Raw genomic sequence first — 14,577 nt, forward strand, 5'->3', positions numbered from 1 at the left:
TTGGGGTTGGGGTTGGGGTTGGGGTTGGGGCTGCCGGAAGGCTAGGCTTGACTCACTTTTGCATATTTTTCCTTGTCCATGGTACTGTATAACTGAACAAAGGAGTGAATATATGGAAACGATTCTAATCATAGAGGACGATGCTAAACTTGCGAGCCTTTTAAGCACGTATCTATCTAAATATGAATTTCGTACGGTGATAATAGAGGATTTCAACAGGGTACTGGAGATTTTTAATGACACTCATCCGGACGTTGTTCTGCTGGACGTCAATCTGCCAAAATACGATGGATTTTACTGGTGCCGCCAGATTCGTTCGCTCTCTCTCTGCCCTATTCTATTCATCTCTGCACGGGACAGTGGAATGGATCAGGTGATGGCGCTAGAGAATGGCGGGGATGATTATATCACCAAACCTTTTCACTATGAGGTTGTGCTTGCCAAAATCCGCAGCCACATCCGCAGAGTATACGGATCTTACTCACAGACCCAGGAAGAGCATAAGCTCCAGTCTGGAGGCTTAATTCTCTATCCTGAACGTTATGTCATCCAATACGACGGACATACTAGCGAGCTGACTCAAAAAGAATCCGTTCTGCTGGAGGCCTTATTGCTAAAAGAAGGACGCGTCGTTAACCGGGAGCGTCTACTTGATCTCATGTGGAAGGATCAGCATTTTATAGATGACAATACATTAAATGTGTACATAACCCGTGTCCGCAAAAAACTCAAGGATCTTGGTCTTGGCGATATTGTGGAAACTGTAAGAGGCGCTGGGTATCGGCTTAATGTCACTAAGGATATGCCATGAGGCTATTTTGGAAAGACCAGATTCCGCTAATCCTGTTCTATCTGCTTCAAATGTTGCTTATTCCCTTGCTGTATTGGCTGTCTGGTGAGAACCGACCGATCTCTATCATGCTCTATGGAATCGCCCTTAGCACCGTAGTTCTTTTACTATTTTTAGGCTACCGATATGTTCAGCACCGGAAATTGTATGCAGCACTAAGCGATCCTATGGACTCACTCCAAAATCATCCCGTATCCTTAGGGGATACGCCTCTGTCAGAAGCAATTCATGAGCTATTGCAGCTTATTGACCGTCAGTATCAGGAGCAGGTAAATGGGCATGTCCGCCAGATGAATCAGCATATCGTATTCATGAATCGCTGGGTTCATCAGATGAAGACTCCACTCTCTGTCATTCAGCTCACGCTAAAGGATCTTGAAGAGGAAACCGCCGCAAGTATTCAGGAGGAATTAGAACGTCTGCGCGGGGGGCTGGAGATGGTTATTTACACGGCAAGGCTTGACCGATTTGAAAATGACTTTCAGGTTGAACCGTTACTTCTGCGCAAAATAGTTAGTGAGGCGGTAGCCGAGAATCGCAGACTATTCATACGCAGAGGTATACAAGTAGATGTACAGGTGGATGCCAATCTAGCAGTATATAGCGATGCCAAATGGTTGATGTTTATGCTGACACAAATCTTAACCAATGCCGTGAATTATACCCCCGCATCCAATACTGCTAAAACTGTTACCCTCTCAGCCCAGCGTGTGGGCACCGACACGGTTCTGGATATTACCGATCAAGGCATCGGCATTTCTCCTGAAGATCTAAAGCGTGTGTTTAATCCCTACTTTACGGGGGATCGTGGACGCCATTATCATGAATCGACAGGTATGGGTCTGTACCTCGTAAGGGAGATTTGCAGCAGGCTTGAACATAAGGTGGAAATTCAATCTCAACTCGGAGAAGGAACCCGTGTGCGACTCATATTCAGCAATAGCAATCATCTATAGAGATAAGAACGAGAGGACTTCGTAGTCAGCAATCATGGCTTTGAGGTTCTTCTTCTTTGCATATCTGTTCATCCCAGTCCAGTACGAACATAACCTTAAGCACGTTGTAAGATAACGTTAAGGTAAATCCATAGCAGCTTATCGCTCAATTTTATACATTATATACATAACCCGTCCCCGCTTCGTGAGGGATGAGAAACTCAATTTTGCAACGGAAGGAATGGATGATATGAATGTTTTAGAGGTCAAAGGACTTCATAAGGTATACCCCGGGAAAATAGCGACCCAAGCTCTCACCGATATCCATCTCAATATTGAAAAAGGTGAATTTGTAGGCATCATGGGCCCCTCCGGTAGCGGTAAAACAACACTGCTTAACATGGTTTCCACGATCGACCAGCCCTCCTCTGGTGAGGTGAATATCAATGGCAGCAACCCTTATCTTTTGAATAAAAAAGAGCTCGCACACTTTCGCCGCAAACAACTAGGCTTTGTGTTTCAGGATTTTAACCTGCTTGAGACATTAACCGTTGCTGAGAATATTGTACTGCCCCTAACGCTGGACAATCGTAAACTCTCGCAGATGGAGATTTTGCTGCAAAGAGTCGCAGAACGCTTAAACATTACCGATATTCTGAGCAAACGCACCTATGAAATTTCGGGTGGCCAACGTCAGCGGACCGCAATTGCCCGGGCAATCATCACCTCTCCTTCAATTATATTGGCAGACGAGCCTACAGGTGCGCTTGACTCTAATTCTTCACGTACGGTGATGGAATCGCTGGAGAATATTAATCATAAAGAGGGCACGACGATAATGCTTGTAACGCATGATCCACTGGCAGCGAGCTACTGCAACCGAATCGTCTTTATAAAAGACGGAAAACTAGCGGCAGAAATTCATCGTGGAGATAACCGTCAAACCTTCTTCCAAAAAATCATCGACACACTTTCATTTTGGGGAGGGAATAGTCATGAACTTTCCTCAATTCGCGTTTAACAATGTGCGGCGTAATTCGCGGGCTTATTTTGCTTTTTTCTTAAGCAGTGCTTTTATGGTCATGATCTTTTTTTCATATTCCGTGTTTATTTACCATCCTGGGGTTACGAACATCAAGCTAGGCCTGAATTCAGCCGCCGGCATGCAAATCGCTTCTTATATTGTGTTTATCTTTGCTTTCTTTTTTGTCCTATACTCGATTAGTGCTTTCCTGAAAATGCGTAATTTGGAGTTCGGCCTACTGATGATCTTAGGTGCACGTCCAGGCCAGATCAACAAGCTGATTCTTATCGAAAATATGCTCATCGGACTGCTCTCTATCGTCACAGGTATGTCTTTCGGAATGCTTTTATCCAAGCTATTCTTGCTGCTGAGTACGACCATTATGGGCATGGACCCTCTACCATTTTATTGGCCAATGAAGGCGTTAGTGATGACCTCTATCTCATTCATTTCATTATTTCTGGTCATTTCGATCTTCACATTATTGTTTATTCGCAAGCATCAAGTCCTTGAATTACTTAAGGGAAATGTTAAACCTAAAAAAGAACCCCGTGTCTCCTGGTTGTTCTCGCTGTTCGGATTTCTGCTGTTGACTGCTGGAGCTCTCGCGATTCGTAAGCAATTATCTCCGAGCTCACTATTGGTTGCTGCTGTCACAGGTATTGCCGGAACCTACTTTTTCTACTCTCAGTTATCCGTACTAGGGATACGCCTACTTAAGCTGCGTCGTAAACGACTTTGGCGTGGGACCAATCTGCTGTGGATTTCTGAGATGAGCTACAAGATCAAAGACAATGCAAGAATGCTGTTTCTTGTTACAGTAGTCACTTCGATTGCTTGCATGGCTGCTGGATTTCTTTTGTCCATTAATCAAGCGAATACAGAGCACTATAAAAAAACACCATTCGCTATAAACTATTCGAGCTATAATCCGAAGGGAAAAGCGCCAGACTTAGAACCGATTCATAATAAATTACTGAATGCTAAAGTCGAATATACAGAGAATAAGGTTGATCTAATCTCCGCTTCCATTCAAGGAATCGATAAAGAAACCCTCCTTAACCTTGATATCATCTCCCGATCAGAGTTCAATCAATTGGCTCCGCAAATGAATGTGCCCGAGGTGGGACCCCTATCTGAGAAAGAAGCTGTATTAATGCTAAGCCCTCATATAGAGACACAGAATTACGCTGTGAATCGAACGATTCTTTTGAAAAATCAGAAAGATGAAGAGCTGCTGCTAAAAGAATTTCGAACGCCAAAGATACATCCAATGGACCCCATGGCAAGCTCACTCTTAATCGTAGATGACGGTTTTTATGATAAGTTTTCTTCAGCAGCGGAATACACAAGGCCCTATGTACGATATCTATATAAAATCCCTGCATGGGATGGCCCTACGCCTGAGGATAACTCCCCTGAAGCTGTGATCACCAGAGAACTTATCCAGTGGAGTAAAGTATCCAACAGTGCTAATAATCATCAATACAACGGCTTACTAACAGCGCGAGCGGACAGCTATCTATCAACCAAACAGGGAACAGCCATATTTAGTTTTATTGGCATCTTTATCGCTTTGATCTTTTCACTTTCATCGGCCAGCTTTCTCTTTTTTAAGCTTCATACCGAGCTGAACACAGATAAGCAAATGTACACCGCTTTATCCAAAATCGGTTTAAGTACCAAAGAAATGTCAGCTTCTGCTACCAAACAGATCTCTGTGCTCTTTTATATTCCGATTGTGATTGCCACCATTCAGACCCTTGTCGTGATTCGGCCCATCCTGAAGCAAATGAATATCACCGATGTCACGCTTCCCGTGCTAATGACATCCGGTACATTCCTTGCTGTGCAGACTCTTTATTTCATTATTGCGCGATCCCGGTACATTCATAGTCTTAAAAAAATAATGGTATAAATACTTCTCTTTGTGTTGGCTGAACCGTACTTACACGTTACACTTGCTATATTATTCAATAAACCTAGCAAGGAGGTTCCGCATACATGTCTAAGGCTGACCACATGTTATCCATTCTCTGGATGCTCAAGCAGCGGGGAAGAACGGCCGGGGAACTGGCGGAAGCGTTAGAGATCAGTGTCCGCTCCGTTTACCGTTACATCGACGCACTATGTATCAGTGGTGTTCCCATTATCGCGGATAGCGGACCTGGTGGGGGGTATAGCCTTCCGGAGCATTTTTTCGAGGCTCCATTATTCTTTGACACTGATGAACAACGTTCCCTTCTGCAAGCAGCCTCCTTTGCCCGTGGAACCGGATATCCTTATGTAGAAGCGCTAAATCAAGCGATTTCCAAACTGAAACGGTACAGCAATGCACAGCAATTAGAACAAATGGAGCGCCATGAAAGTGGGATTGAGACTATCCACTCCCCTACCGTTCCGCTTCCCCATCTACTGCAAGAGCTAGAATTAGGGACGGCTAATGGACATACCCTTCAAATGGAATATCGCAAAGGAAATGGAGAGACAACCTCCTCACGCGCCATTGATCCTTATGGGCTTGTACTGTGGAAAGGGCAATGGTACACCGTTGCTTATTGCCATCAGAGACAAGAGATTCGTAGCTTTCGAGTCGATAGAATAACTGAACTACACCGTACAGAAGCTGTGTTTTCTCGTCCTGCTGACTTCTCTGCACGTGATTTTTTGTTAAAGAGCTTACTGCCTACACGTAATACTGAAGAGAAACTAGTTACAGTAGTCATCGCATCTGACGAGGGAATCTTAAACGATCTATGCAGCCACTGGTTGTTCGGATATACACTGATCCAGCGCATCGACGGACAAGCCAGCTTTCAAGTAGATGAAACTTCTTTACTAACTTATATGCCATATTTCTTATTGCCCTACGGAACAACGTTACGAATTCTAGAGCCTCTGGCTCTGAAACAAAAACTTTTCTCTATCGCTACCGATCTAGCAGCTTATTATAAAGTTTAAGATCATTTTCTTGGGATCACTGACCGTAGTTGTCAGTGATCCTTTTGTATAGTGTAAATAAGTCTATGGGAATAAATGAGGCTACAAACCAAGGAGGAATAACGAATGAAAGAACTTCACTATGAATTTTATATTGGCGGCACACCTGAGCAGGTATGGGACACTCTGATCTCTCCGGAAGGTACCAAACAGATTTATTACGGGAGCGTAATCCATTCAACTTTTAAGGAAGGCGAATTATTGGAATATGTAGGTCCTGGAGAAGATGGAGATGAAACATTACATGTGTATGGAACGCTGCTGGAGTTTACTCCGCAAAAAGCACTGCGTTTCACGCATAAGGTCGGCCCCTCCTATCATCAAGGACATGAAAGATATGAATCGCGTATTTCCTGGCTGCTTGAAACGGTAGGTGAAACCACTAAGCTCACGCTTATACATGATGAATGGCATCCTGAAGATCCTTCGTATGCTGGCAGTATCAACGCATGGTGGCAAGTTCTAAGTAATATTAAAACCTTGGTGGAAACCGGACGCACGCTTGATTTTGGCAGCTGGACGTAACTTCACGACTAATAAAACCTTGGATTAGACTATTTCAATTAAAGACAAGCCTATGAGTAGACTCAATCTTAGCCCCTTGGCTGGAGAGCGCAAGCCTTCTTTCCGTTAGGGGCTTTTCTGCGTCTAAATTAATTTTGCCTTAGGGAAACATTCTTGTTGCAGGGACAAAGTTGTTCACATATACTAATATTGTGTCAGTCCACAAGAAAAATTCCATTGCACAAAATAATAACCATAAAAATACAAATATACAATAACTGAAAGAAGGGGGTTCTTATGTCGGGAACTAGTATTCCATTATCAGAAGCGGCTAAAGGCAGTATGTTGCGCATCAGCGGCATTGAAGTTCAGGGTGTGCTTAGAAGAAGATTACTGGATCTCGGGTTTGTAGTCGGTAATGCCGTTGAGGTGTTGCGACGTAGTCCTTTAGGAGATCCTATAGCTTTTCGGGTAAGCAACACGACCATTGCATTACGTAGAGAAGAAAGCTCTTTAATATTTGGAGAAGTCATCGGAGGTGTAGAAGCATGAGTCATTTCACTGTCGCTTTTGCAGGCAATCCTAACACTGGAAAAAGCACGCTTTTCAATCTGCTGACCGGCATGCGCCAGCATACAGGAAACTGGGCAGGTAAAACCGTCATTACTGCTGAAGGCGAGTTTAAGCATAAAGACCATACGTATCTTGCAGTAGATCTTCCTGGTACCTATTCCCTATACTCGAATTCTGCTGATGAAGAAGCGGCTAGAGATTATATTATTTTTGAACAGCCAGATGTGACACTAGTCGTGCTTGACGCTACCTCGCTAGAACGAAATCTCAACCTTGCCTTGCAAGTGCTGGAGATTACCGGGCGGGCTGTAGTCTGCATCAACCTCATCGATGAAGCCCGTAAACTCGGTATCGACATTAATCTGAAACGTATTTCCAAACGTCTCGGCGTGCCAGTTGTAGCGATATCGGCTCGCAATAAAATCGGTATTGAAGCGTTATTGGATCAGGTGGAGCGAGTGGCTACCGGCACTTTCACCGCACAGCCGCTGGTTATTACTTATAACGAAGAGATTGAACGAGGGATCGCAGAGCTTACACCTCTGGTAGAGCAAACCATTGGCAGCAAATATCCAGCACGCTGGATTGCACTGCGCTTATTGGATGGTGACGACAGCTTGCTAACTTCGCTTAAGGAGAATATGAAAAATAAAGAATTGCCTGAAGCAAAGGAGGTCATCGGTCATGGAGTCACCGCCTATCACTAAGGGATTAGATCCTCTAGATTCCTTGCTGTCCACAGCAAAAAAGCTCGCTGACGGCGGAGCGATACGGGATGAGATTGTCAGTGGTATCTATGGCGTATCCGCAGGCATCTGCGGGGATGCAGTCACCTATAGGGATAAGAAGAAGCTGAACAGCACTTATAAGCTGGATAATATCGTAACTTCAAAAATATGGGGATTCCCCATTATGCTCGCCATCCTCGGTATCGTGTTCTGGATTACGATTGCCGGCGCCAACTATCCTTCAAGCTGGCTTGCTTCTTTCTTCGGCTTCATTGAAGGTTATCTGACGGCCGGATTTGCGGCGATTCATGCCCCCGCTTGGCTACACGGTGTACTTGTGCTTGGATTATATCGAGGAACCTCATGGGTTATCAGTGTCATGCTGCCACCAATGATGATATTTTTTCCAGTGTTTGCACTGCTTGAGAATTTCGGGTATCTGCCGAGGGTTGCTTTTAACATGGACCGGTTGTTCAAAAAATCAGGTGGTCACGGCAAGCAAGCTTTGACCATGTCTATGGGTTTCGGCTGTAATGCCGCCGCGATCCTCTCCACACGAATCATCGAATCGCCGCGTGAACGGATGCTCGCGATTTTAACTAACAATTTCGTTCCATGTAACGGCCGTTGGCCGACATTGATTCTATTGTCTTCCTTATTCATGGCAGGAGCGGCTACGACAGGCGCACTCCGTACCCTCACCACCGCCTCCGTACTTATGGGGATGGTGCTAATCGGTATCATCGTTACCCTGACGGTTTCCTGGGTCATGTCGAAAACTGCGCTACGCGGTGTTCCAACACACTACACACTGGAGCTCCCGCCCTATCGCCGGCCGCAAATTTGGAAGACCATACTTATTTCTTCAAAAGATAAGTCGCTTAACGTACTTACTCGGGCTATCGTTGTTGCTGCCCCTGCCGGTATTATCACTTGGATTCTTGGCAACCTGTTTATTGGTGGAGATTCTGTCCTGAATCATATGGCTGCCTTCTTTGATCCTTTTGCACACATGCTCGGCATGGATGGCTTTATCATTATGGCCTTTATTCTCGGACTTCCCGCGAATGAAATCGTACTGCCTATTCTGCTTATGGGCTATATGTCCTCAGGCGCTATGGTCGATATCGACAGCTTGGGCAGCATCAAAGATGTCTTTTTATCACATGGCTGGACTTGGCTGACTGCGCTTAACATGATGCTGTTCTCCCTGCTCCACTATCCTTGCGGCACTACGCTCGTGAACATCTATAAGGAGACGAAAAGCATGAAGTGGGCTGTTCTCTCAGCAGTCATTCCGCTCGGTATCGCCATAGGAGTAACCTTTGCAGTCGCTCAGCTTGCTCGGTTGTTCGGGTGGGTGTGACGTAAGCTTGCGGCATGAAATTCCCCCTCTTCACCTTGATTACCTGCAGCACCTTACATCACCTTCATTACCTAACTTCAGCTGGTTTCACAGATTTCTAACCTCCTTGAAATATTTATAGGGAAATCCTCCCTCTAATTCGGACTTTATAAGTGAAAGTTGAACTTTTTGCGGAAATTCTCCCTATAAATGAGCGGATTATTGCCAAAATGGGCAATTTCTGCTGAATTACAGGGAGGAATTCCCTGAACATTGATGATATCGATTAAAACAAGATAAATTACAGGGAGGAATTCCCTAATTATTGATCTCATTAAGATCAGCTTAAATAAATAAGCGGCCGCCCGAATAACTCTCCGGCGACCGCTTATTTCATCACCACATAACGTGACCCTACAGTTAGTGTCATTTTTTTCGCGTTCCACCATCTCTACGACGGTAGAGCACAGCGCCAGTTATCGCTATCAGAACGATAATGACTCCACTGATCCCTACATTAACAAGTGGTACGGAATCGCTCTCCGCAGCTGGTTTCCCCGCCACATCCGTCGACTCATTATTCCCATCTGCAGATTTCGGCGAAGGATTCGATGTTGCCTTCGGAGAAGCTGTAGGTGTTCCTGCCGATATACTAGATCCAAGCTCCTTCAGGTCCTCCGATGCCGAAGCAAGCAGCTTCGTTCGACTGCATAAACTGGCCTCTAATTTACCAGAGTCATCTTCGTCATTAGCATACGCATAGACGATATAACTTTCCCCTTCCACGAATTCAAACCCACAGCTGGCAGACGATAAAGCAGTGGTCAATGTTACTTTATTCCCCTCGACCCCTTTCCAGCTGGAATCGATTTCAAAGGTTACTTTTACTGGATCCGCAGATGAGATTATAGTCCCCTTCGGCTCCTTTATGCCCACTACTTTCCCAGTAAAGACGGCTGAACTTGATTCAAGCGCCTCAAGTGGTTCCGCAGGTACAACACAGGAACACGCATAAGTAACGGAGGGGCGCACCGTCAGCAAGGCCATAAATATTAACGTTATACTTAGAATGATCAGCACTGGATTTCGCAGATTACCCTTTCGCACCTTAATGACCTCCTTCTTTATCTTACAGACGGAGCAAACGTGGAAAGTGTTACAACAATTCCCAAACAAGTTATACAAATCTAATCCATTCCGTCCGAATTAGACTTCACTAGTCTCTCATCTCTTCTGAATTTACTCATCCCCCCCGCGCAATTGCAATCAACCGCTGAATCCCCTCACGTAGCACCCCTTCGCTTGCAAAAGAGTAGCTTATTCGAATGCTCGACTTCATTTCCCCCAGCGGATCGAACAGCTCTCCTGGCACAAAAGCAATCGACTGCGCCATACTTGCGGCAAACAATCGCTCCACCGAGAGATGATCCGGCAGCTTCACCCACAGATTTAGCCCCCCTTGTGGAGGCGTCCACTCCCACCCGGTCCCAGCCAGCTCCTCCTCTACAATCTCCTTATGCACCTGAAGTGCAATCCGCAGCTTACCGAGATGCTGTTGCAAACGTGATGACGTGTAGTAATGTAGGAATATCTTCTGGTTAAGCAGCGGAGTACCATTGTCCGCGAGTGATTTGGCCGTGATCAAGCGCTCCATAAACGGATAACGACAAGCCACCGCACAGATCCGTAAGCCTGGGGCTACATATTTACTGAAGCTGCTAATATAGATCACCCAACCTTCGGTATCGTAAGCAAAAAAGGGCGGCGGGGGCTCCTCTTCAAAATACATATCGCGGAACGGATCATCTTCGACTAACAGACAGCGATAACGCTCGGCAAGCTCGACCAACAGTTTACGTTGCTGCGCTGGCACCGTATATCCAGTTGGATTATGATGAGTCGGATTGATATAGAACATGCGCGGTCTATGCTTTTTCATCAGAGCTTCAACTTCCTCCAAGTCATAGCCCATCGGAGTGATCTCCACCGGAATCAGCCTTGCCCCCTCCCGGCGAAAAATATCCATGGCCACACTGTAGGTCGGTCGCTCCACCAGCACCGTGTCCATAGGCCCGAGCACAATTCGTGATATCAGATTGATCGCCTGCTGCGCACCTGAAGTAATAAGCAGCTCTTCCGAGGATAACTGTAACCGATGCTTCTTACGAAAATGACGACTTAGCGTCTCCCGTAACTCCTCATCTCCCTGAACCGAAGAGTACGTCCCCATGACCTTGGGATATAAATCGAACACTTTTTTGACATAGTCGGATAGAAAAAGATTTGGCAAAAGACCTGGATCAATCAGCGCCTGTGAGAACTGATACTTAGCAGGCATTCTCTGTATATCCGAAAGAGGATTAGTGAGCGCATAGGCAGTGACTGCTGCGCCTTTTTCTACAATAGGAACCAAGCTAACAGGCGATACGTAATAACCCGATTTATCTTTTACATAAACTTTCCCATCCTCTGTCAGCATTCTATACGCTTTGAATACTGTCAGTCGATGTACCTTTAATTCCTCCGCCAGCAGCCGTATAGAAGGAAGCTTATCATGTGCCCCCCACTCCCCTCGCTCCATGCGATTCACTAAAAATTCATATACCTGCCGGAATAAGGGATGATTATGCTCCACGCTCGCTGACTTTTTCACTTCACTGCAACTCCTCTCCGAACAACTCCTATTTACAGTATTGTACACGATTTCTAAAGTCATCTGTTCTATTCAACATCATCTGTTCTATGTTCTCCCCTATATGATTAACGGACTGGTTCAAGGATCGCTATATACACACACTAAAGGGGACTTTCAAAATGATCTTATTCGCTTATGCACTTGTATGTCTGATCTTCGGCACGACCTTTCTAGCTATCAAAATCGGTGTGGATGCTGGTGCGCCGCCCTTCTTTTCAGCAGGCTTACGCTTTTTTGTGGCAGGTGCTGTTCTATTTCTATGGATGGTCTGGAAACGAAAGGCTAGCTTCTCCCTGCTCCTGCGTAAAGAAATGCTCTTCACCGGATCTGCGTTAACCTTTGGCACCTTTGCAGGTCTCTACTGGGCCGAACAATATGTATCTTCTGGGTTAGCAGCTGTCCTCTCTGCCACTGGTCCGATCATGATTCTGTTGCTCCAAACTTCTATTCTTCGGCAAAAAGCACCTGCCATCTCCCTATATGGTTGTATCATCGGGTTGACTGGCGTACTGCTGCTCGTTCTTCCTAATCTTGTCGTTGATATTTCACCTTTATGGCTCATCGGCTGCGCAGCTGTCCTTATTGGGGAGTGCTGTTACGCGGTAGGTGCAATTTATTCTAAAAAAGTAATTAACAGTATGCCTGAGGTCTCTCCCATCGCACTAAATGCAGCCCAAATGATGTATGGCGGAGTGTTATTATTCATTCTTTCCTTAGCCACCGAAAATGTACATCCTGAGTTTCTGCTTTCTTTCGAGACAGCAGGTTCACTGCTCTATCTGATCGTAATCGGCTCGATGGTCGGTCATTCATTGTTCTACTGGCTTGTCGCTAAGACAAATCCTGTGTTTCCTTCTACCTGGCTATATATATCTCCACCGATTGCCGTAGGGGTTGGCTTTTTCTTTTATAATGAAGCTGTGAATTGGGTTACGATCCTCGGTGTATTCACCATCATTGCCGGAACTATCCTCGTAAACGCTGACGCCTTGAAGCAATTAATGCTAAAGCGAAGGATCAGCACCTCTGCGTTAAAAAAAACAAATATATGACCTGACTCTTTATAAAATCACAAAAAACAGGCTATCTCAGCAGCTCACCCATGGCTAGTGAAATAGTCTGTTTTTTACTAAAAGTTATTCATTTCTTATTTATTTCTAATGCGCTCACTTGCTAAGGTATCCATGGCATCCATAGTTCCGGTAGCTTGAGCTAGGTTTCTCGCCTCTTGTTGATCAGCTGCCCGGAGCGCATCGCTTTCCTTTACACTACCATCATAATTTCGATTCTCAGCTGTATTCATATTCGCAATATCCTCAAAACGATCCCCATTCAGACTATTATGCTGTACGAAGATCCGCTTCACTTCTTCCTCCTTCTGCTCGCCCTCTACATCCACCATTACAAGAATATGGCCTTCATCCACGTAGTTATCGTAACGCTTGGCTTCCTCTTCAGGAATGCCAAGTCCAATTAGGCCGCCTACTAATCCACCGCTGCCTGCACCTATTGCCGCTCCAGCAAGTGTTGCCGCAAGCGGTCCGGCTGCAATGATCGGCCCGATGCCTGGAATAGCCAAAGCGCCTATCCCCATCAAGAGCCCAGTTAATCCACCGAGCAGACCACCCGTAGCTGCACCAGTAGCTATTCCTTCCGGCGCTTGGGTCCCTGATTCATCTCTAATCGTATCCGCACTCTCTGAATTTCTCGCGATAATCGATATATCCTCTGTTCTGCAGCCTTGACGTTTCAACTCTTCAATAACCCTCGAAGCTTCGTATTCGGCAGCAAAGACACCCACTATTCTCTTATTCATCTCCATTACCTCCTAGTGATCAAAGTTAGCTCATACGTTCAGCTTCATAGCTTACTTAACCAAACTGAGCTGGGATAAACTTCTATCACAGAATTCGCAAACCATTCCAAGTAATGTTCCCACTAAAATATGCTGTATAATAAAAGAAAGTGGGCACAATCACCCTTAAGTTAACTCTATAAAAGAAAGAGACTGAAGCATTCATGGCGATATTTAATTATAATTCTGAGCGACCCTTCAGAGGTAATCCCGATCTGCATCTCCATTACTGGGGGCGGGAGCAGTGTCTGCCTGGGCATTTTTTCGGACCCGGGGTTCGTGACGTTTACAAAATACATTTCATTCATGAGGGAACTGGAAAGGTATCTGTGGGTGAACAGACCCATATCCTGCAAGCGGGACAAGCTTTTCTTACTTACCCTCATATCGTTACTTCTTATGCAGCGGACCTGACTAATCCCTGGATCTATTCCTGGGTAGCCTTTACCGGAGAACAGGTATCTTATATTTTATCCAAAACCTCCTTGTCGCCTGAGCAGCCAATCTTCCCGATGGATGAACAGCTTATGCCTAATCTCTACGAACGTCTGACAGAAGCAGCCGACACTTCAGATTGTCTTGACCTGCCGCTAAAAGCGATTATGTATGATTTTTTCTCCCTCTTACTACAAGCGGTGCCAGCTATTCCGGATGTACTTCCTTTACCGCGTCAAAAGAGTATTTACGTCGAGCAAAGTCTGCACTTTTTGCATACACATTATTGTGAGAACATTTCGGTGGAAATGCTGTCTTCTTCTCTCAAGCTGGATCGCAAATATTTATCTTCCTTGTTCAAACGGACCATTGGTATGCCACCACAGCAGTATTTATTGAATTACCGTGTCGCTAAAGCATGCGAGCTTCTGACAGAAACCTTCTGTACTATTGGTGAGATCTCGCGTTCCGTCGGCTATCAGGACCCCTTACTCTTTTCGCGGATGTTCAAGAAGGTGAAAGGTTGTTCTCCAAAAGAATACCGTGTCCGTCATCTCAAAAATGACATTGTGCTATAAACTTCTTCCTTGCTGACATACGTTTGTCCGGGATCTTTCGCTACAATAAGGACGT

14 protein-coding genes are annotated in these 14,577 nt (G+C 45.3%); 11 read left to right on the forward strand and 3 right to left on the reverse strand.

What is annotated here, in order from left to right:
- Window positions 1–112 precede the first annotated feature (112 nt).
- From CA598_RS19700 to CA598_RS19740, 9 genes are all read left to right on the forward strand, one after another.
- Window positions 113–811 (forward strand): response regulator transcription factor, encoded by a 699-nt coding sequence (locus tag CA598_RS19700; RefSeq protein WP_094872327.1) that lies wholly within the window; start codon window positions 113–115, stop codon window positions 809–811.
- Entirely contained in the window at window positions 808–1,806 is a 999-nt protein-coding gene (locus CA598_RS19705; RefSeq protein WP_094877591.1) for a sensor histidine kinase, read from the forward strand. The genes CA598_RS19700 and CA598_RS19705 overlap by 4 nt, the downstream gene beginning before the upstream one ends.
- Window positions 1,807–2,035: 229 nt before the next feature.
- Entirely contained in the window at window positions 2,036–2,806 is a 771-nt protein-coding gene (locus CA598_RS19710) for an ABC transporter ATP-binding protein (RefSeq protein WP_094872330.1), read from the forward strand.
- Window positions 2,781–4,727 carry an FtsX-like permease family protein gene (locus CA598_RS19715; RefSeq protein ID WP_094877592.1) on the forward strand — a complete coding sequence of 649 codons (1,947 nt, stop codon included), beginning with the start codon at window positions 2,781–2,783 and terminating at the stop codon, window positions 4,725–4,727. The genes CA598_RS19710 and CA598_RS19715 overlap by 26 nt, the downstream gene beginning before the upstream one ends.
- A gap of 86 nt (window positions 4,728–4,813) precedes the next feature.
- Entirely contained in the window at window positions 4,814–5,770 is a 957-nt protein-coding gene (locus CA598_RS19720) for a helix-turn-helix transcriptional regulator (protein WP_094877593.1), read from the forward strand.
- A 105-nt stretch (window positions 5,771–5,875) separates the two neighbouring features.
- Window positions 5,876–6,334, forward strand: coding sequence for an SRPBCC domain-containing protein (locus CA598_RS19725; RefSeq protein ID WP_094877594.1), 459 nt, complete (start codon window positions 5,876–5,878; stop codon window positions 6,332–6,334).
- A 276-nt stretch (window positions 6,335–6,610) separates the two neighbouring features.
- A complete protein-coding gene (locus CA598_RS19730) occupies window positions 6,611–6,865 on the forward strand; it encodes a FeoA family protein (protein WP_060621666.1) in 255 nt (84 codons plus the stop codon).
- On the forward strand, window positions 6,862–7,593 hold the full coding sequence (locus CA598_RS19735) for a FeoB small GTPase domain-containing protein (RefSeq protein ID WP_094872336.1): 732 nt from the start codon (window positions 6,862–6,864) through the stop codon (window positions 7,591–7,593). The genes CA598_RS19730 and CA598_RS19735 overlap by 4 nt, the downstream gene beginning before the upstream one ends.
- Window positions 7,571–8,980, forward strand: coding sequence for a nucleoside recognition domain-containing protein (locus CA598_RS19740; RefSeq protein WP_094872337.1), 1,410 nt, complete (start codon window positions 7,571–7,573; stop codon window positions 8,978–8,980). The genes CA598_RS19735 and CA598_RS19740 overlap by 23 nt, the downstream gene beginning before the upstream one ends.
- Before the next feature lie 405 nt (window positions 8,981–9,385).
- On the opposite strand, the gene CA598_RS19745 is transcribed toward CA598_RS19740, so the two are convergent.
- Both CA598_RS19745 and CA598_RS19750 read right to left on the reverse strand, forming a co-directional pair.
- Window positions 9,386–10,066 carry a hypothetical protein gene (locus tag CA598_RS19745; RefSeq protein WP_094877595.1) on the reverse strand — a complete coding sequence of 227 codons (681 nt, stop codon included), beginning with the start codon at window positions 10,064–10,066 and terminating at the stop codon, window positions 9,386–9,388.
- A gap of 136 nt (window positions 10,067–10,202) precedes the next feature.
- Complete coding sequence (locus tag CA598_RS19750) at window positions 10,203–11,612, reverse strand: aminotransferase-like domain-containing protein (protein WP_256990565.1); 1,410 nt, start codon at window positions 11,610–11,612, stop codon at window positions 10,203–10,205.
- A 161-nt stretch (window positions 11,613–11,773) separates the two neighbouring features.
- Here CA598_RS19750 and CA598_RS19755 point away from each other — a divergent pair, with 161 nt between their 5' ends.
- On the forward strand, window positions 11,774–12,706 hold the full coding sequence (locus CA598_RS19755; RefSeq protein ID WP_094877597.1) for a DMT family transporter: 933 nt from the start codon (window positions 11,774–11,776) through the stop codon (window positions 12,704–12,706).
- Between the two features lie 95 nt (window positions 12,707–12,801).
- Here CA598_RS19755 and CA598_RS19760 read toward each other — a convergent pair whose 3' ends face one another.
- The gene (locus tag CA598_RS19760) at window positions 12,802–13,470 is read right to left on the reverse strand and encodes a general stress protein (protein WP_094872343.1); all 669 of its coding nucleotides are present in this window, start codon (window positions 13,468–13,470) and stop codon (window positions 12,802–12,804) included.
- A 203-nt stretch (window positions 13,471–13,673) separates the two neighbouring features.
- Between CA598_RS19760 and CA598_RS19765 the strand changes: the two genes are divergently transcribed.
- Entirely contained in the window at window positions 13,674–14,522 is an 849-nt protein-coding gene (locus CA598_RS19765; protein WP_094877598.1) for an AraC family ligand binding domain-containing protein, read from the forward strand.
- Window positions 14,523–14,577 lie beyond the last annotated feature (55 nt).

It is taken from the genome of Paenibacillus sp. VTT E-133291 (assembly GCF_002264395.1).
In the GTDB taxonomy this organism is placed as follows: Bacteria; Bacillota; Bacilli; order Paenibacillales; family Paenibacillaceae; genus Paenibacillus_AQ; species Paenibacillus_AQ nitricinens.